At 41.4% G+C, this 19,338-nt stretch carries 13 protein-coding genes; 12 read left to right on the top strand and 1 reads right to left on the bottom strand.

Annotation, left to right across the window (positions count from 1 at the left end; translation table 11 throughout):
- Positions 1-55: 55 nt before the first annotated feature.
- On the bottom strand, positions 56-1,264 hold the full coding sequence (locus tag D0T84_RS00140; protein ID WP_163304660.1) for a hexokinase: 1,209 nt from the start codon (positions 1,262-1,264) through the stop codon (positions 56-58).
- A 567-nt stretch (positions 1,265-1,831) separates the two neighbouring features.
- Between D0T84_RS00140 and D0T84_RS00135 the strand changes: the two genes are divergently transcribed.
- From D0T84_RS00135 to D0T84_RS00085, 12 genes are all read left to right on the top strand, one after another.
- Positions 1,832-3,022 (top strand): aldo/keto reductase, encoded by a 1,191-nt coding sequence (locus D0T84_RS00135; RefSeq protein ID WP_163304658.1) that lies wholly within the window; start codon positions 1,832-1,834, stop codon positions 3,020-3,022.
- A gap of 16 nt (positions 3,023-3,038) precedes the next feature.
- Complete coding sequence (locus tag D0T84_RS00130; RefSeq protein ID WP_163304656.1) at positions 3,039-3,899, top strand: DUF6599 family protein; 861 nt, start codon at positions 3,039-3,041, stop codon at positions 3,897-3,899.
- Positions 3,900-4,107: 208 nt separating this feature from the next.
- Positions 4,108-5,202 (top strand): efflux RND transporter periplasmic adaptor subunit, encoded by a 1,095-nt coding sequence (locus D0T84_RS00125; protein ID WP_163304654.1) that lies wholly within the window; start codon positions 4,108-4,110, stop codon positions 5,200-5,202.
- Positions 5,203-5,298: 96 nt separating this feature from the next.
- Entirely contained in the window at positions 5,299-8,340 is a 3,042-nt protein-coding gene (locus D0T84_RS00120) for an efflux RND transporter permease subunit (protein ID WP_163304652.1), read from the top strand.
- Between the two features lie 342 nt (positions 8,341-8,682).
- On the top strand, positions 8,683-10,002 hold the full coding sequence (locus D0T84_RS00115) for a TolC family protein (RefSeq protein WP_163304650.1): 1,320 nt from the start codon (positions 8,683-8,685) through the stop codon (positions 10,000-10,002).
- Positions 10,003-10,332: 330 nt separating this feature from the next.
- Complete coding sequence (locus D0T84_RS00110; protein WP_163304648.1) at positions 10,333-11,979, top strand: ATP-binding cassette domain-containing protein; 1,647 nt, start codon at positions 10,333-10,335, stop codon at positions 11,977-11,979.
- Complete coding sequence (locus D0T84_RS00105) at positions 11,972-13,570, top strand: ATP-binding cassette domain-containing protein (RefSeq protein WP_163304646.1); 1,599 nt, start codon at positions 11,972-11,974, stop codon at positions 13,568-13,570. The genes D0T84_RS00110 and D0T84_RS00105 overlap by 8 nt, the downstream gene beginning before the upstream one ends.
- Positions 13,571-13,959: 389 nt before the next feature.
- The gene (nspC, locus tag D0T84_RS00100; protein WP_163304644.1) at positions 13,960-15,102 is read left to right on the top strand and encodes a carboxynorspermidine decarboxylase; all 1,143 of its coding nucleotides are present in this window, start codon (positions 13,960-13,962) and stop codon (positions 15,100-15,102) included.
- A 172-nt stretch (positions 15,103-15,274) separates the two neighbouring features.
- On the top strand, positions 15,275-15,436 hold the full coding sequence (locus D0T84_RS22415) for a hypothetical protein (protein ID WP_185155663.1): 162 nt from the start codon (positions 15,275-15,277) through the stop codon (positions 15,434-15,436).
- A gap of 155 nt (positions 15,437-15,591) precedes the next feature.
- Positions 15,592-16,245, top strand: a complete 654-nt coding sequence (gene rpe, locus D0T84_RS00095; RefSeq protein ID WP_163304642.1) for a ribulose-phosphate 3-epimerase — start codon at positions 15,592-15,594, stop codon at positions 16,243-16,245.
- A 16-nt stretch (positions 16,246-16,261) separates the two neighbouring features.
- Positions 16,262-18,235, top strand: coding sequence for a ComEC/Rec2 family competence protein (locus D0T84_RS00090; RefSeq protein ID WP_163304640.1), 1,974 nt, complete (start codon positions 16,262-16,264; stop codon positions 18,233-18,235).
- 46 nt (positions 18,236-18,281) lie between these two features.
- Entirely contained in the window at positions 18,282-19,313 is a 1,032-nt protein-coding gene (locus tag D0T84_RS00085) for a bifunctional oligoribonuclease/PAP phosphatase NrnA (protein ID WP_163304638.1), read from the top strand.
- The last annotated feature ends 25 nt before the right edge of the window (positions 19,314-19,338 follow it).

Raw genomic sequence — 19,338 nt, 5'->3', positions numbered from 1 at the left:
AACGGGATTCATTTTGAAAATGAATCCCGTTATATATCTATATCATATTATCGCATCACGATAGTGCCGCAATGGCCGAACCGATAAGATTTGCATTCTCCATCTGGGCTACATGCACATGCACATCGGTGTGTCCCAGTTCTGCCAGTAGTTTTTGCAGTTCAGACATAACCATGTCTTTATAATCTTTCCCTTTCCGGTATTCACTCCAGAATAAGCTACCCTCGGCTACCAGCCTTACTTTCTTTATAGAAGGGTTGTGAGACACCAAAACTATAACCAAGCCCGCAATAGACGCGGCAACAAGTTTTGCAGAACGCTCGTATATCGAACGGGCAACCTCTACATATCTCTTCTTATGGATATCAGGATAATTCATTATGTTAGTCAGTTTCTGCGCATCGAAACGTTGTTCGAATTCGTCACACGGGAAAACCGATTTTAGTATCTCGCCCAGATACATTCCTGATACCGCTTTTTCGAAGCGCTGCTCACCTTTTGTATCCGAACATGCGTCAACCATATCATCTATAGATGTTAAATGCGGAGGAAAGAAATTTCCGGACTCAAGATTTACAGGGATCAATCCGCTTAACTTATAGTCAGGATTCAGTTTCTTTATTTTGTCGGCATCGATGAAAGTAGCCATATTGGTTCCGGTACCAACAATCAATCCGATATAAGCATCGTAACTTGTATCCGTTAATCCCGCAAATAGGCTTGCGACAGTATCATTAATTACTTTTATACCATTAAATTTCACTGTATTCCGGGCATTCAGATAGTCTACCAATGGCTGTCCAACTGGTTTTCCAACCATTTCTTTGATATCCACGCCTTTTGTCCAACGCAGTAGTTCGGCGTCGCCATCCAGCATCGATTGTGCAGGATAAGAAAAACAGTAACCGATAGGCATTTCTTCTTCACGTTTGATCTCTCCTATTGGGTCTGCCTGTTCCTTAAACAGGTTTTCTTCAGTAAAACCAGGAGTTTTCATTACTGACAAATCTTTTTTCCAGCCATTTTCGGGATGGATCTCCGCTTTGCCGTCTACAAAGTCAACTACCGCTACCCTGTAATTAGTTCCTCCCAAATCAAGCACTGTAGCTTTGCCGTTTATATTCGAAGTCTTGGGATTAATAAAGGTCGGAATACATTGTATTTCGGTATCCTCTTTATTAAGTCCGGTTTCTACTTTTGCCTGAAGCGACAGGGCAATTTCCTTCAACTGCTTTGTTTTGAGGTGAAAAACATTTTTCTTCATGAGGTATTTTTTATATTTAGGCTACTTATTAAGAGTCTGTTTAAATTTTAATAGCAAATCTTTTTTATAGCTATTTTTAGATGGATTTTATCATTTTTGCTAGCCGGTTTAGCGGGCTAAACCAAGAGTAAAAAGGGGGAAATACGCTAAAAAGAGCATAAAAAATTGCTAAGAACTATTGACCAGAACCTGTAATAAAAATTTTCGCTAAAATTTAAACAGGCTCTTAAAATATTTACAAATATAAGCATCTCATTTGAATATCGGACATACCTGTAAAGATTCCATTCCCTTAAATAACTATTTTTAGTATATTGCAATAATCCTACATTTCTATCCTACATTTTATTACCTCCGTAATACGCTGATTTGAAATATATTGTTATATTTGTAAAAATCAAATAGCACAGAATACACATATTATCATTTCTGTTGAAATTGATACCTGATTAACAAATATAGTTTGGCTGACCTGCTTAATCATTTTGTAAGCATAACAACATGAGCCAGTTATAACACTGAAAACATATTACTAAATTCTATCTGTTACTTTACTACAATCAAACCATGAAAAAGAAAGGCGTTAATAGAAGAGATTTCCTCCGGCTTTCGGCCACTGTTGGTGCAGGAGCAATCCTTATTCCTGAGACAACAGCATCTTCGTTAAGTAAGAATACAAGCAATGCTGCAGTTAACCAATTTCCGGTGCGCACTCTCGGCAAGACAGGCATCCGGATTCCGATTCTGAGTATGGGAGTAATGCGTGCCGACAACCCGAATCTTCTGCGTGCAGCTTATAATTCGGGCATATTCCACTTCGACACGGCTCACGGATATCAAAACGGAAGAAACGAAGAAATGGTAGGAACTTTTTTCGAAGGGAAACCCCGCGACAGCTACTTTATCGGGACAAAAGTGAAATTCGACTATCCGTTAAAAGATAATTTCGAGCAGGATCTGAATGAAAAACTGACACTGAGCCTCAAACGCCTTAAAATGGACTATGTGGATATTTTCTATGCTCATGCATATTCTACAACGGAAGAAATAGGCGACAGCAGGGTTGTAGAAGCACTGAAGAAAATTAAAGAAGAAGGCAAGTGCCGTTTTCTCGGATTCTCGACCCATGCGCATAAACCGGAGCAAATAGACGCGGCCGTAGAAGCCGGAATATATGATGTAATACTGTTGAGTTACAATTTCAAATTGCACAACCTGCCCGAAACAGATGCTGCGATAGAGAGGGCAGCAAAAGCCGGTATTGGCCTTGTTGCTATGAAAACGATGACCGGAGGCACAGAAGACGCCGACGGCAAGAAAAAAATCAACGCGCAGGCCTGCCTCAGGTGGGCATGGAATAATGAGCATATAACGACAGCCATACCCGGATTCACAAATTATGACGAGTTGGACGAATGCCTTGCCGCCGCCGGAGACTCATGCCTGACCGATGCTGACAAAGAGTATATAGCCGGACTGGCAGAGAAAGAAATGATGTTTTGCCAGCAATGCGGGGAATGCAAGAAGCAATGTCCCGAAAAACTCCCTATCCCCGATATAATGCGGGCGTATATGTACACTTACGGATATAAGTATTCGCAGTTGTCGAAAGAAACTCTGGCTGAATTGAACCTGCCACAAGACCTATGTTCATCCTGCGACAGTTGCAAAGTTAAATGTCCGTCAGGCTTTAATGTAGGAGAAAAAATAGCCGCCATCACCCCGGTTATGCAGGTACCAAACGAATTCTTAACCTAATTCAGAATATCAGTATATGAAACAGTTTATAGTAACGCTCACTATATTTATCAGCGTATGTCATTGCCTGTTGGCACAAACACCTGACGAACTAAAATCATATCTCCCGGCCGTAAGAGGATGGACGGTTTCTGAAAAAGTGGAAATATTCAGCCCTGATAACCTGTTCGACCGTATAAACGGGGCGGCTCCCCTGTTTATCGAAAATAATTTCAGGGAGATGACCTCTATGGAATACACCAGGGGGGATGATTATATAACAATTCAGGCTTACCGCCATGCCTCGCCCGAAGACGCTTTTGGGATGTATGCGTCAGAACGTTCGCCCGATCTCACATTCTACCCGTTTGCCGGGGAAGCTCAGGGCGATGATAACGGGATATTTTTCTTTGCCGGGAACATATATGTTAAGATGTGGAGCAGTTCTGCCGAAAATGTGAGTGCTGTATTGCAGAATATAGCCGAAGAATTATCTAAGAAGATAGACCCCGAAGCCGGTTATCCTGCACTCATTAAGCTTTTGCCTGCCGAGGATAAAATCCCGCACAGTGAAACGTATACCACTTCCAATTATATCGGCCACGAATTTCTAAAATCGGTATACACATCTAAATATAGTAAAGACGGGAAAACATTCCAGGCATTTATTATAGACGGAAAATCGGAAGAGGGGGCGAAAGAAACATTGGATAAATACTTTACATTCACAAAACAGTCTCCGGATTTTCAGCAAGGCGAGCTTACCATTACCGACAGATACAACGGGGATATACCTGTAGTATGGAAAGGACAATATATAATAGGCATTTTTTCCGAAAACGGAGATAAAGTAGCTGAAGCTACGGCCTTTATAAAAAGTATAGCTGATAAGTTATAAATATAAGAGCCTGTTTAGATTTATCATTATTCCACAAAAGCCCAATGTATCAATGCATTGGGCTTTTATTTCAGAAACACCTGTTTTAAATTTTGTTTATCAATGTAAAGAAATACTAAAATTTTACTTTACAATTAAACCTTTTTACTTATTTCACATCGTACTTCTGGGAAATCTATTACATCAGCCCAAAACAGAATAATTTACTATGAATAAAAAAACGAAAATAGCCCTCATTATCGTCATTGTCCTATTTATAGCCGGCATGGCATTCTACCCTAAGATTAAGGCATTCATCAGTGCAGATGATACGTCTGCCCCTGTGAGTGTAAGCGGTGGCGGAAGGGGCAGAACAATACTGAACGTAAACGCCCAAGTGTTGAAGTATGAAAATCTGAATGAAGTAATCCGCGTAAAAGGATTACTGATACCCGATGAGGAAGTTGACCTTTCTTTCGAAACATCCGGAAAAATTACGGAAATACACTTTAAAGAAGGTTCGAACGTAAAAAAAGGGCAACTTCTGGCAAAAGTGAATGACAAACCCTTACAGGCTGAATTACTGAAACTGGAAGCTCAGGTTCCATTGGCCGAAGACCGGGTTTATCGGCAAAAAGCCTTATTGGCAAAAGACGCTGTCAGTCAGGAAGCATACGAATCGGTAAACACCGAGCTTGAAAAACTAAAAGCCGATATAGAACTGGTGAAGACAAGAATAGCCCAGACCGAGTTGCGCGCGCCGTTCGATGGTGTTATCGGGTTGAGGCAGGTGAGCGAAGGGACATACGCCTCGCCTACGATCATCATTTCGAGGCTGACACGGATCACCCCGCTGAAAATCGAGTTTTCCGTGAATGAATCACAGGTAAATAATGTAAAACCGGGAACTCCCCTGACCTTTACATTCGACAACGACCTGAACAAATATCAGGCTACTGTATATGCCGTAGAGTCCAATCTGGACAGGCAGACGCTTACGCTGAAAGCCCGTGCCCTGTATTCTAATCCGGGAGGTAGGCTAAAGCCAGGCTTATCCACCAATATTGAGATCAAGCTTCAGGAGATAAAGAATACACTGGTAATACCAAGCCTTTCTACCGTTGCCGAAATGGGACGCGATATAGCCTATGTATACAAAGACGGAAAGGCGCATCAGGTAGCTGTAAAAAAAGGAATGCGTACAGCATCATCTATACAGATATTGAACGGATTGAACGTAGGAGACACGTTGTTGGTTACCGGCGTAATGCAGTTGCGTGACGGACTGCCTGTGATGATAGATAATTTTATAGAAAATGAATAAGGATATTTTAAGTTTCAAGATTTCAGGTTTCAAAATTTCAAGATTTTTGGAAAGCAGAGGAAATCTTGAAAGCTGAAATCTGGAAATACAAAAAAAATGACCGTATCAGAATTAAGTATTAAACGCCCGGTACTAGCCACTGTATTTGTTTTGGTCATATTCCTGCTGGGGATGATCGGATACACTTACCTTGGAGTACGGGAATACCCGAATATAGACAACCCAATTATCTCGGTAAACGTATCTTATCCGGGAGCGAATGCTGAAATAATCGAAAACCAGATAACTGAACCGCTCGAACAGAATATCAATGGGATTCCGGGTATCAGGTCGCTGACCAGTAGCAGTAGCCAGGGTTCGTGCCGTATCACCGTTGAATTTGAGCTATCCGTAGATCTGGAAACGGCAGCGAATGACGTACGCGACAAGGTATCGCGCGCGCAACGCTACCTTCCACGCGACTGTGACCCTCCTACCGTATCGAAAGCCGATGCGGATGCCAATCCTATTATACAGATCAGTATCCAGAGCGAAAAACGTTCCCTGCTCGAACTGAGCGAAATAGCCGAATTGACGGTAAAGGAACGGTTGCAGACTATTCCGAATGTTAGTTCGGTGGAGATATGGGGACAAAACCGCTACTCGATGCGTTTGTGGCTCGACCCTGTTAAAATGGCATCCTACGGAATTACCCCAATGGATGTAAAAAAGGCCGTTGACAGGGAAAATGTGGAACTACCGTCAGGTAGCATCGAAGGGAATGACCTGGAACTATCTATTCGTACACTCGGACTGATGCAAACCCCTGAAGAGTTTAACAATATGATTATCAAAGAAGATAATTATAATGTTGTACGATTTAAGGATGTAGGTACCGCCGAACTGGGAACGGAGAATCATCGCAGCATCATGCGCCGCAACGGTATACCAGCCGTGAGTACCGTAATTATACCCCAGCCGGGAGCAAACCAGATAGAGATTTCCAACGAAGCGATGATTCGCCTCGAACAGCTCAGAAAAGATTTACCGGAGGATGTCTTTATAGATGTAGCTTTTGACAATACCAAATTTATACGTGCATCCATAGCCGAAGTTGAAGAAACGGTCTATATCGCGTTTTTGCTCGTTGTTATCATCATTTTTCTCTTCCTGCGCGACTGGCGCGTGACCCTTGTTCCGTGTGTTGTTATCCCGGTGTCATTGGTTGGCGCGTTCTTTGTGATGTATGTCGCGGGCTTCTCCATCAATGTATTGTCCATGCTTGCCGTAGTGCTTGCCGTAGGGTTGGTGGTAGATGACGCGATTGTGGTCACAGAAAACATTTACCTGAAGATAGAAGGCGGGATGACCCCAAGGGAAGCCGGGATAGAGGGTTCTAAAGAGATATTCTTTGCCGTTATATCCACTACGATTACAGTGGTGGCCGTATTTTTCCCTATTGTATTCCTCGAAGGTATGACGGGGCGTTTGTTCCGCGAGTTCAGCATTGTAGTTGCCGGAGCTGTACTGATTTCGGCTTTCGTAGCTTTAACGTTTACCCCGATGTTATCTACAAAGCTGTTGAAAAAGAAAGATCAGCCGGGATGGTTCTACCGCAAAACGGAGCCATTCTTCCAGTGGATAACCAACGGCTATCATAACGGACTGGAACATTTCCTCAAAAACAAATTCATTATCTGGCCTGTTATCGCCCTTACACTGGCAGGAATAGGGTATCTGGTTAATATCATACCGTCCGAAATGGCTCCATTGGAAGACCGTTCGCAAGTAACGATACGTACAAGCGGGCCTGAAGGTTCTACATATGAATATAACAGGAACTATACAGAAAAAATAGCTGTCATAGCAGACTCCGTTGCACCCGAAAGGCTTATCAACACCATGCGTGTATGGACTGGCGGCGGAATGGTAAACATGAGCCTGCCCGACATCAAAGACCGCCAGCGAAGCCAGATGGAAATAGCAAATGAATTGACAAAAGCAGTAAGGGGACAGACTGCCGCCCGTACATTCGTCCAGCAACAGTCTACATTTGGGGGCAGGCGTTCAAGTATGCCTATACAGTATGTATTACAGGCTACAAATCTTGAAAAACTAGAGGAATTCATTCCCCTATTTATGAAAAAGGTACAGGAAAGCCCTATGTTCCAGATGGCAGACGTCAATCTCAAGTTTACCAAACCCGAAACCCGTATTATTATCGACAGGGATAAGGCCGCGTTATTGGGGGTCAGCACGCGCGATATAGGCGAAACCTTACAATATGCGCTCAGCGGTCAGCGTATGGGATACTTTTATATGAATGGGAAACAATACCAGATATTAGGGGAAATTAACCGTCAACAACGGAATACTCCGCTGGAATTAAAATCGATCTACTTGAAGAACCTTTCAGGAAATATGATACAGATGGATAATCTGGTACACCTTGAAGAGAATGTGGCTCCTCCGCAATTATATCGTTACAACCGTTTCAATTCGGCGACAGTCTCCGCCGGATTAGCGCCGGGAGTTACTATAGGCGCGGGGTTGGACGAGATGGACCGCATAGCCAAAGAGACGCTGGACGATACATTCCGCACGGCGCTAGCCGGAGACTCTAAAGATTTTCGCGAAAGTTCGTCCAGCCTGATGTTTGCCTTTATATTGGCGATATTGCTCATCTTTTTAATTCTGGCTGCACAATTCGAAAGTTTCAAAGACCCGTTTGTAATCATGCTTACAGTTCCCTTAGCCATTGCAGGCGCATTACTGTTTATGCACGTCAAAGACATAACGATGAATATATTCAGCCAGATCGGTATTATTATGCTCATCGGGCTGGTTGCAAAAAACGGTATCCTGATCGTAGAATTTGCCAACCAGCGGCAGGAAGCCGGAATGAGTAAACTGGAAGCCATTCAGGGAGCGGCAGTCCAGCGTCTGCGCCCGATATTGATGACCAGCTTTTCTACTGTACTGGGATTGCTACCGTTGGTATTTGCCAGCGCTGAAGGTGCCAACGGACGCATGGCTATGGGGGTGGCAGTAATCGGTGGCATGATGGTTTCCACGCTGCTTACCATATTTATAGTACCTGCGATGTACATGTATATTTCTACCAACAGGGAGAAACGGGATTTAAAGATAAATGGTTAAATTTATCTATTATAAAGGTGTTCGAGATATTCAGTAACTGTTTAAATTTTATAACGAATATTTTATTATACCTTTTTCTTCGTTCATTTTTAGTCTGTTTTCGGCTGTTTTTTCCTTTCTCTCAACTCAACCAGCGGTCACAGGAGCAAAGCGTATGTAAATAGCCCGCTATTATCGTTTCGAGGAAGAAAAAAAGCATCTCTAAAACATCTCTAAAAATTTGAACGAATAAAATTTAAACAGTTACTCAGAAGTTAGAAAAGGTAACAAATAAAAGCATTGAAAAAGTTGTCACTTTTGTCACTTTTTTATTAAAAATACAACATGTAGAATTTTAGGTTTATGAAAAAATATATATTCTTCTTCGCTCTGTTATTGATTACACCGTGTATTACTGAAGCTCAGGTTGTTTACGACCTGAAACGATGTATTGAGATAGGCCTGCAAAAAAATTATGATATACGCATCATCCGGAATAACCAGGAGATTTCCGATAATAACCTCACAATCGGTAATGCAGGTTATCTTCCCACTGTGGACTTAACGGCCGGATATTCCGGTTCGGCAAACAATACAACCCGGAATCTCTCCGATGGGGAAAAAGAAAAAGACAGTGGTGTGCATAATCAGTTGCTAAATGCGGGCGTCAATCTTAACTGGACTGTTTTCGACGGTTTTAATATTCAGACCAACCATCAGCGGCTAAAAGAACTGCAAAAAATGGGCGAACTAAACACACGCCTGACAATAGAAAATTTCGTTGCCGGACTGGCTTCTGAATACTACAACTATATCCAGCAAAATATCCGGTTAAACAATCTGAAATCGGCCGTAAAACTATCCAAGGAAAGGTTGCGCATCGTTGAAGCCCGTTACGAAATCGGAGCAGGTTCACGTCTCGACCTGCAACAGGCAAAGATAGACTTCAACAGTGACAGCTCCAGGCTAATCAAACAATACGAGGTATTATACTCATCGCGTATCTCTTTAAACCAGATGATGGCCGCGGACAACATCGAACAATTGATCGTTACCACCGACTCTGTTATAAATTTCAATGAATTCTTAAACAAAGAAAGTATCTGGCAAAAGACATTGTCTTCCAACACATTCCTCCTCCTTTCGGACAAGAACAAGAACCTCAGCGTATTGGATCTGAAAACAGCGCAGAGTGAAAATTATCCATACCTGAAGCTAAATGCAGGATATGGATATACAAAGAATATATATAACACGGGAACAATAGACAACCAGAGTAATCTGGGACTGACCTATGGCCTGACGGTAGGATTTAACCTTTTTAGCGGATTTAACAGGAAAAGAAAACAGAAGAATGCCCGGATAGAGATAGAAAACAAGGAACTGCAATATGAGCAAACCATTCTTTCGCTGAAAGCAGATTTGTCAAATATGTGGATGGCCTACAGGAACAATATAGAGTTAACCAATCTGGAAAAGGAAAACGTGGAAACAGCCCGGGAAAACCATGAGATAGCTATTGAACGTTATAAGCTGGGCGACCTTTCGGGTATAGAGTTGCGCGAAGCCCAGAATAGTTTGTTAGAAGCTGAGGAGCGTCTTGTACAAGCGGAATATAACACAAAGCTATGCGAAATATCTCTTATACAGATCAGTGGACAGGTAATCTCTTATTATGAATAATGCGAATCAAGGGTTAAATGTGCCGTTAGGCACATCATATTGGTAGAAACATGAATGAAATTCGTTTTTTTGTGCCGTCAGGTACAAAATGTGAATTGTTCTGTAGATATTGCGTACCTGACGGCACGCAATTAACCGGTTAAAGCTTTTTTCTACCAACATTCAGTCCCTAAAGGGACAAACAAATGCAATCAAGATATCGATTATATTTATATCAATCATTGTTTTATATAAATAATTATCTTTGTTAGTAATAAAATTAAACCGCTCAGTTTACTTAGAGCAGCCTCATTTTCATACAGTGGAAATGGAAATTAAAAATAATAATTAATGAGTTCAAGTCAGGAAAGCGCTTCCCGATGGCTAAATAAAAAGATAGTTGAGGCAAAATATGCATATGTTTCAGCTTCGGCGCTTACCATTATAAGCGTGGGATGCTTCGTTGTATTTTGCTGGTATTTGTCGGCATTTGCCGCTTCATGGCTTAGCGATGGCTTAGTTTTACCAAACACATTGTTATATGCATTGGTATTTCTCACTGGCAGGTACATTTTTGCTCATCTTGCATCATTGCTCAACTATAGCGCGGGGAACCTTATTGTTTCGAAAGTCAAAAAAAAGATTTATCCGATATTACTAAACAATAGTAAATTAGACTCTATATCAAGCACTTTGTTCGTTACCAGGATAAGTGATGACCTGAAGGCCTATTTCGCCTTTTTTATTCCATACTCCATCGCTTCAATCTTGTCCAGTATATTATTATTGGTCGTTTGTTTCTGGGTCGAAAAATGGGTTGGCGTTGTGTTATTGATCTCGTTGCTGGTCATTCCTATGCAAATGATTATTATTGGGATAGGTGCCGAAGCACTTCATAAAAAGCATATCAATCTTTTCCTGAAATATTCAGCTGTCTTCTACAACCGGCTACAGACCATCGCCGAAATTGTCAATTTAGATAACTTCAAACCTCAATACCGTTTCTTGTCGGAGAAAAGTAAGGCACTGAATAAAGCGACTACGAACGTGATGCAGGTTGCCATTCTGTCGTCAGCCGTACTGGAGCTTTTCGTCACAATTTGTATCGCTGCCGTTGCCATTTATTTGGGTATGAGCATTCTTGGAATTATGACAGGCCCTAATTACGGAAAAGGTTATGATTTTCGTATAGCGCTGTTTCTGCTTACCCTTGCCCCTTACTTTTTCTTCTATTTGCGGAAGTTTGTGAGCGCTTACCATGACCGGAACAGGGCTTTGGCATCGGCAAAACTGATAATGCCCATATTGGACGAAACTGATAATGCTCCTTTAGCAGATGCAGACGAAGCGCTTAGAAACTTTGAGATCAATGGTTTGAACTTCGCTTATCCCGATTCGCCGGTAAAAGTTCTGCACAATATCAGCCTGAGCCTACCTACGAAAGGTTTAGTACTGGTAAAAGGAATTTCAGGTTCGGGAAAATCCACATTACTAAAAATCTGTACCGGAAGTTTATTTGCTAAAGATGGTACTGTTTCCGTAAACGGAAAAGACAATGAGTGGTCGCACCAATGGCTGAAAGCGAACTCATCATATATGAACCAGTTCCCTTTCATCTTTGATGGTACGCTGCGATACAACGTTTTCCTTGAAAAAGAAACCGATACATACAGCCAATATCCCGAATTTCTGAATAAGATTCTAGCAAAAAAGGAAGACGGCTGGCAAAGCGGGTTGAGCCATAATGGCAAACAGCTTTCAGGCGGTGAGAAACAGTTGATCACGCTTGCACGGATGATGATGCATCCAAGGCCGATAGCAATTTTAGACGAGCCAACAGCGAATCTGGACGCTGATACTGTCGGAGTCATTCTCCCTCAGATTTTGAAATTAGCCGAAAGCCGCTTGGTGATCGTTGCTTCGCACGAGAAAATGTTCGACAGCGTCGCTGCTACAATTTTGGACTTAAACTGGGGAGAGCAGATGAGATATGAATAAATTTATCATAAAATATATAGTACAGCCTTTGAAAGGCAAATGGCTGCTGGGCGCTTTCCTGCTGCTACTATGGACGATGGCATTTATCGGCCTTCCGGCTATTTCGGGATGGTTTCTGGCTATTTGCAGCGTGGTATTCGCTACGGCAAACACGGTGTTTTCGTATTTAGTACCTGGAGCCATTATCCGTTTATTTGCATTGGTACGCACGGCAACCAGGTATTTCGAACGATTAGAAAATCACAAAACCACACTCGAAGCCCAGAGAAGCCTACAATTGAAAATATTTCAATCAGTAGCTAATCTCCCCTATTTTAAGAAACAGGTCAATAATAATTCAGCATTACTCGAAAATAGTACATACGGTGTCGACCAGATATTGAATCATATTCTGTTGTGGCTCCTGCCGTTTACCACACTGATAATTTCACTTTGCATCTACTTTTTCTTTCTTATTGTATTTTCTCAGGTTATTGCCATAGAGTTTCTAATTTCATCAGCTATTCTTCTGTTCATTATTCCGCAATTGTTCTTTCAAAAAAACAGAAAACTCTATGAAGAATTGAAGATACAGCGCGAAGAGAACAATCAGGAACTCATCCAAAGTTTCAGAGGCCGTATAGAAATCTCGAAATACGATATGGAGGAAAAAGTAATCGGACAATATGAGCAGAGGTTAACTCAGCTAGAACGATTGGAGAATAAGCTACAAACCAATTCTTTCAACCTGCAATTGATTGCCGGACTTGGCTTTAGTTATATAGCTACATTCTTGCTTTGGAATTCAAGCAATTACAACATAGACACCCCTACTGCTATTGGAATTTTCTTCGGAATTATGGCGCAAGCCGAATTATCTGAAATGCTTTTTTCGGGAAAATCGGAGAAAAGTTCGGTCGCTCATCAGATCAGGGATATTGACACTATTATCAAAGAAGGGAAGCGACCTGTAGAAAAAGTAGAGGTTCGTTCCAATCTGGCAAATTTAAGTTTAAAGAATTTCAGTGCGAAAATACCTGAAACACCTGTACAAACCGGCGAAGTGTCCCTGGAGATAAAAAGAGGAGAATGGATCGCCCTTTTTGGGGAGACGGGAAAAGGAAAAACCACTTTGCTAAACAGCCTTTTTTATCCAGAATACCGCCGTAGTGGCTCATTAATATGGAACGCCAATGTAGAGCTATCGCATTTACCTGTGCCCGAATGTATCTATGTTACCCAGAAAGCTTATTTGCTTACCGGAACATTGCGTGAAAATTTTGAAAGTTATCCCGATGAAGCGATTGAACAAGCATTGGATACAGTTGATTTAACAAGCTGGCGGCTATCACTTCCTGAAGGTTTGGCAACATGGTTGGGAGAAAATGGCGAAACGTTGAGTGGCGGACAGCGAAAAAAGCTGTTGCTTGCACAGGCACTGCTCAAAAATCCACAATTGCTGGTTGTGGATGAACCGACAGCCGGTATCAGTTCAGAAAACGCAATCGCGATTTTCCAAAATATTAAACGTCAATATCCTGATATTACTATTTTGATGGCTACCCACCTGAAAGATTTTGAAAGCATAGTGGATAAAGTAGTAAGAATCTAATCAAATAAAATTGCATTCCATATTTCTCTCAGAGAGTGTTTTCGTTTGCGATTGTTACCCATTATCTGTAATATTGTATCATATTGAGCATCTGTTAAGTCTGTTGAATAATTAGTTGCCATTTCATTTATATTGTTGATAATCATAAATATACAACTTTCATCTCAATATAACAAGCTGATGCTTAATTATTTATATTTAATTTTAATGTCGGATTGATAGGATAAAAAAACTATAATATTTTTTTGCATAGTACATGACAAAAAATATTTCACATACATTTAAAGGGCAATATCAAAGATATATTCTGTTTTTTGTCATGTACTGTGTACCTTTGCTACTTTTTATTGAGATTAGTTTAAAAAATTGAATAAGCATAGATAGAAGCGATGATAGAAATAAATAAAGTGCCGTCACCTTGTTTTGTGATGGAAGAGGAACTGCTCAGAAAGAACCTTGAACTGATCAAATCGGTAAAGGATAGGGCAGGAGTTAATATAATACTGGCATTTAAGGCGTTTGCCATGTGGAGGTCGTTCCCAATTATCAGGCAATATATCCCACATTCTACAGCCAGTTCGGTATATGAAGCACAATTGGCATACGAAGAAATGGGAAGCATGGCACATACCTTTTCTCCGGCCTATACACACGAGAATTTTCCGGTGTTTATGCGGTACAGCAGCCATATCACATTCAATTCCCTGTCTCAGTTTGAACGGTTCTATCCCGAAGCGCAGAAATACAGGAAGAAAGTTTCCTGCGGACTGCGTATCAATCCCGAATTTTCGGTAGTGGAGACTGACCTCTATAATCCCGCTACTCCCGGCTCTCGCCTAGGTGTTACGGTTGACCAACTGGGCGATAAACTCCCTGAAGGAGTAGAAGGACTTCATTTCCATACATTGTGCGAATCGTCGTCTTATGACTTGGAGAAGACGCTGGAGGTAATAGAGCAAAAGTTCGGACATCTGTTGCCACAGGTCAAATGGTTCAATATGGGAGGCGGACACCTGATGACCCGCAAAGATTACGATGTGGAGCACCTGATCAGTCTGTTGAAGTCATTTAAGGCTAAGTATCCGAATCTGGAAATAATAATGGAGCCGGGAAGCGCTTTTGCTTGGCAGACGGGCGTATTAGTCTCTACCGTTGTGGATATAGTGGAAAACAGGGGAATAAAGACGGCTATACTAGATGTCTCTTTTGCCTGTCACATGCCCGACTGCCTGGAGATGCCTTACAAGCCTCACATCAGAGGGGCGTATCAGGAGCCTGTAGAAGGACTGCCGACTTACCGCATGGGAGGAAGCAGTTGCCTGAGTGGCGACTTCGTAGGAGAGTGGTCTTTCGACGAACCTCTTTTGGTTGGGGATAAGATTATCTTCGAGGATATGATTCATTACACGATTGTGAAAACTACTATGTTTAATGGCATATCGCATCCCGCTATCGCTTTGTGGAACAGGCATAACCAACTGGAAATATACAGGGAGTTCGATTACGAAGATTATAAGAGCCGGATGAGCTAAAATGTTAAAATTTAGTCTGTAAACAATAACAATATAAGCAAGGCGTTTCTTAAATAGAACTAACTTAAGGTCACAGACCTATTCATTATTTTGTGAGTGAACCACCAGTGTAAGCTGTAACTCAAAAATATGTTATTAAATTTCTGTATTTAACTTATTAAGGAAATAGCCTATGAAAAAAGTCTCTACCCGGAAACTGTGCAAAGGCTTTGATTGTGAAAGCGAGGTTGTCGCACCTGCTAAAAGTACAATGGACTTTATCAAGCAATTTGCACGCACATACTATGTTGAGAAATCCCTGCCAAAACCAATGAATGGGTTTTGTATAAATTAAGGTTTCTTCAGGTAAAAGAATAAGAGGTACAGACAAATGATGTTTGTGCCTTTTTGTTTTTCAGCCTTATTCATTTTTACTACTTTTGCTATAATCATTCATATAGATGATTTGTAACCAGTAACTGCCCGCAGGGCAAAGTAACTTATATTAACATGCAACATAAAGTAGCCCCGTCATTATTATCTGCTGATTTCCTGAATCTGCAGGCCGATATAGAAATGGTAAACAATAGTGAAGCCGATTGGTTTCACTGCGATGTGATGGATGGGACATTCGTTCCCAATATTTCATTTGGTTTCCCTATAATCAAACAAATAAGCAAGATAGCGAAGAAGCCTCTGGATGTGCACCTGATGATAGTTAATCCCGACCAGTATATCCCCGTGGTAAAAGATGCAGGAGCCTATATGATGAATGTACATTACGAGGCCTGTGTACACTTACACCGCACCATCTCGGCAATCCATGAGGCGGGTATGAAAGCGGCCGTTACGCTGAATCCTCATACTCCGGTTCATTTGCTTGACGATATCCTGCAAGATCTGGATATGGTGCTGCTGATGTCGGTCAATCCCGGATTTGGCGGGCAAAAGTTTATCGAACGGACTTTGGACAAGGTTGCCTGCCTGAAGGATATGATTGTCCGCAGAGGGCTGCACACGCTTATCGAAGTGGATGGCGGTGTAAATCTGGAAACCGGAAAACGTTTGGTAGAAGCAGGAGCGGATGTGCTTGTAGCCGGAAATGCCGTATTTGCGGACGCAAACCCGACAGCGATGATACATAAACTGAAAAATCTGGAATAATAACTGATATTTTGGGATGCGCAATCCATTGTCCAAAATACCTTTCCTTTTTCTCCTGATCCCTCTGATTGCGGGGATATTATTCCAGTATTATTTAAAGATAGAATATCTAAGCATAGTCTTTTTTCTGATCGGAATATTGGTTATGCTTTTATCTTATTTCGTCCCCAAAGACAGGCAATTCTCTTTACGGTGGCTATTCGGCTTTGGGGTAATATTTGCAATAACAGGCATCGGCATTTCGGCGACCGCGTATCGCCAGCAATTATCGGAGTTTGCCTATCCGGATGATGCCCGAATCTACAAAGGCATTGTAACAGACTCACCGCAGGAAAAGCCAAAGACAACGGCCTACAGGGTCTGTCTCCCCAAAGAGGACAGGCAGATAGTCTGTTATTTTCAAAGGGATTCGTTGGAAGCCAGCCGTTTACAGCCCGGAGACGAATTCCTGTTTTATGGAAAGATACAGCCATTCAGGAATATGGGCAATCCCGACGATTTCGATTATGTCCGTTATATGTACAATCAGAATTTTGTAGGCTCAGTCTATGTACCGTCTGATTCATACAAGGTTACAGGGGAAGTTTCGTCTTCGTTCAACTGTCAGGCATTACGTTGCAGGCAGGTGATACTCCGCTTCTATAAGTCTTTAGGTTTTAATGATACGGAATATGCCATCTTATCAGCGCTGACACTTGGCTACCAAAATGACCTGACTGATGACCTGAAACAGGGATTCAGAACGACCGGAACAGTGCATGTATTATCAGTCAGCGGGTTGCATGTGGGTATAATCTATATGATGATCGCGTCCTTGCTCGGCTTTGTCAGGCGCAGCGCAAAGTATTATTGGATAAAGCCGCTACTGACCATTCTGTTGCTTTGGGTATATGCTTTCATTACCGGGTTGCCTCCTTCCGTGGTAAGGGCAAGCGCCATGCTGAGTATCTTCTGCGCTTCGGAGATATTCGGGCGAAAGAACTTTTCAATACATGCTTTATTTATCGCCGCTTTCTTTATGCTTCTGGTCAATCCGTTTTCTTTGTTTGATATAGGATTCCAGCTTAGTTTTATGTCTGTCCTTTCCATTCTGTATCTGCAGCCGAAAGCCTCCGCTTTGGTTAAGGTAAAGAATAAATATATAAGGAATGTCTGGCAAATGTTTACACTTTCGCTGGTAGCCCAGCTGGCTACATTCCCTATTTGCCTGTATTATTTCGGGACGTTCCCTACTTATTTCTTTGTAGCGAATCTGGTTATTGTGCCGTTGGTTTCTTTGATAATGTATGCGGTAGGTGCTATTGCTTTGGCTAAGGTGTTGAGCCTTATATTGCCTGACTTAACATTCTATCTTTACTATCTTCCTGTTAAAGCTTTGCAACTGTTGGTTTATCTTATGACTTCCGCTATCGGGATATTGGAGAATCTGCCCCATGCTTTGGTACAAGGTGTAAAGGTCAGCCTTGCCGATTTACTCCTGATATTTGTAATAATAACAGGTCTGTTAATGTTTCTGATACACAAGAGGTTGAAATCATTCGTCATCACTCTATCCGCTATATTGCTACTATTGGGGAGCCATATATATAATAATCTGAAAACCAAACCGGATATGTTCACTGTATATAACAGAAGGCAGGCCCCGGAGGTAAGGTGGAATATAGGGAACAGCGAAAGCTGCCTGTCGGATAGCGATATATCCACAGGATATAAGTATATTGGTTTTCATGATAATAATATCCTGATCCTTTCATCAGATGTATGGCATAATAAGGAAACGGAAAATAAACTGAGAGTGCATAATCTGGTGCTTACCCACGACAACAACTTCTCTTTATATTCTTTAACTCAACTCCTTGATGTCGAAAATATAATTTTAGATGCTTCATTATCAGCATATAGCCGTTACAGATTGGCTAAAGAATGTCAAAAACTAAATATTACTTATCATGATGTTGTTCAAAGTGGTGCTTTTAGTTTGATTTTTTAGTATTTTTGTGGCTTGTAAATTATATATTTAGCGGAATTATAAATAAATGATATCAAAAATAATAGCCGGTCAGAAGATAACGGCAGTAGAGGAACTACTTGATCAGTACGAAAAAATAGTGATTGTAACGCATGTTTCTCCTGATGGCGATGCTATTGGTTCTTCTCTCGGATTATATCATTATCTCAACGATCTGGGTAATGAAGTGAATGTAATAGTGCCTAATTCTTTTCCCGATTTCCTGAAATGGATACCCGGTTCGAAAGATATTCTTAATTACGAGAAATATCCCGAGTATGCCCAGAAACTGATCGCGGAAGCAGAACTTATTTTCTGTCTTGACTTTAATGTACCAAAACGTTCTTACCATTTAGCGCCGTTTATTGAAGCCGCCAAAGGAAAGAAAGTATTGGTAGACCATCATCCCGAACCTACGGATTTTTGCGATGTGATGATCTCTTATCCCGAGATTTCGTCCACCAGTGAGTTGATATTCCGTCTCATTTGCCGGATGGGAGACTTTGAAGTGATGAACTTTGATACGGCTACTGCCTTATATACAGGTATGATGACCGATACCGGAGGCTTTACTTATAATTCGAATAATATAGAAATATATTACATCATAGGGGAATTGCTGAAGAAAGGAATCAACAAAGACCAGATCTATTCGAATGTGTATCATAACTATACGGAAGACCGTTTCCGCATGTTGGGCTTTACATTATCGGAGAAGATGAAGATTTATCCTGAATACAATTCTGCCCTTATCTGGCTGACAAATGAAGAGCAGAACCGCTATAATGTAAAAAAAGGTGATACAGAGGGTTTTGCCAATCTTCCTCTAAATATAAAAGGAATAATTTTCTCAGTTTTTATTCGTGAGGACAATGATTTTATAAAAATTTCGTTTCGTTCTCAAGGGGACTTCCCTAGTAATAAGTTTGCTGCTCAGTGTTATAATGGCGGAGGCCATCTTAACGCGGCAGGTGGCGAGTTTTATGGAACGATGGATGAGGCTATAGCCATATTTGAAAAGGCTTTGCCTGAGTTTGGAGATTTGTTGACTAAAAAATAATATACAATTAAATAACATAGATTAT

It is taken from the genome of Dysgonomonas sp. 521 (genome assembly GCF_010501055.1).
GTDB lineage: Bacteria > Bacteroidota > Bacteroidia > Bacteroidales > Dysgonomonadaceae > Dysgonomonas.
The sequence above is the reverse complement of the archived record's forward strand: the minus strand, read 5'-3'. Positions and strand labels throughout refer to the sequence as shown.

Coding starts and splice junctions, on each gene's coding strand:
- D0T84_RS00140 (WP_163304660.1), bottom strand. CDS start 1,264: ATGAAGAAAAATGTTTTTCACCTCAAAACAAAGCAGTTGAAGGAAATT.
- D0T84_RS00135 (WP_163304658.1), top strand. CDS start 1,832: ATGAAAAAGAAAGGCGTTAATAGAAGAGATTTCCTCCGGCTTTCGGCC.
- D0T84_RS00130 (WP_163304656.1), top strand. CDS start 3,039: ATGAAACAGTTTATAGTAACGCTCACTATATTTATCAGCGTATGTCAT.
- D0T84_RS00125 (WP_163304654.1), top strand. CDS start 4,108: ATGAATAAAAAAACGAAAATAGCCCTCATTATCGTCATTGTCCTATTT.
- D0T84_RS00120 (WP_163304652.1), top strand. CDS start 5,299: ATGACCGTATCAGAATTAAGTATTAAACGCCCGGTACTAGCCACTGTA.
- D0T84_RS00115 (WP_163304650.1), top strand. CDS start 8,683: ATGAAAAAATATATATTCTTCTTCGCTCTGTTATTGATTACACCGTGT.
- D0T84_RS00110 (WP_163304648.1), top strand. CDS start 10,333: ATGAGTTCAAGTCAGGAAAGCGCTTCCCGATGGCTAAATAAAAAGATA.
- D0T84_RS00105 (WP_163304646.1), top strand. CDS start 11,972: ATGAATAAATTTATCATAAAATATATAGTACAGCCTTTGAAAGGCAAA.
- nspC (WP_163304644.1), top strand. CDS start 13,960: ATGATAGAAATAAATAAAGTGCCGTCACCTTGTTTTGTGATGGAAGAG.
- D0T84_RS22415 (WP_185155663.1), top strand. CDS start 15,275: ATGAAAAAAGTCTCTACCCGGAAACTGTGCAAAGGCTTTGATTGTGAA.
- rpe (WP_163304642.1), top strand. CDS start 15,592: ATGCAACATAAAGTAGCCCCGTCATTATTATCTGCTGATTTCCTGAAT.
- D0T84_RS00090 (WP_163304640.1), top strand. CDS start 16,262: ATGCGCAATCCATTGTCCAAAATACCTTTCCTTTTTCTCCTGATCCCT.
- D0T84_RS00085 (WP_163304638.1), top strand. CDS start 18,282: ATGATATCAAAAATAATAGCCGGTCAGAAGATAACGGCAGTAGAGGAA.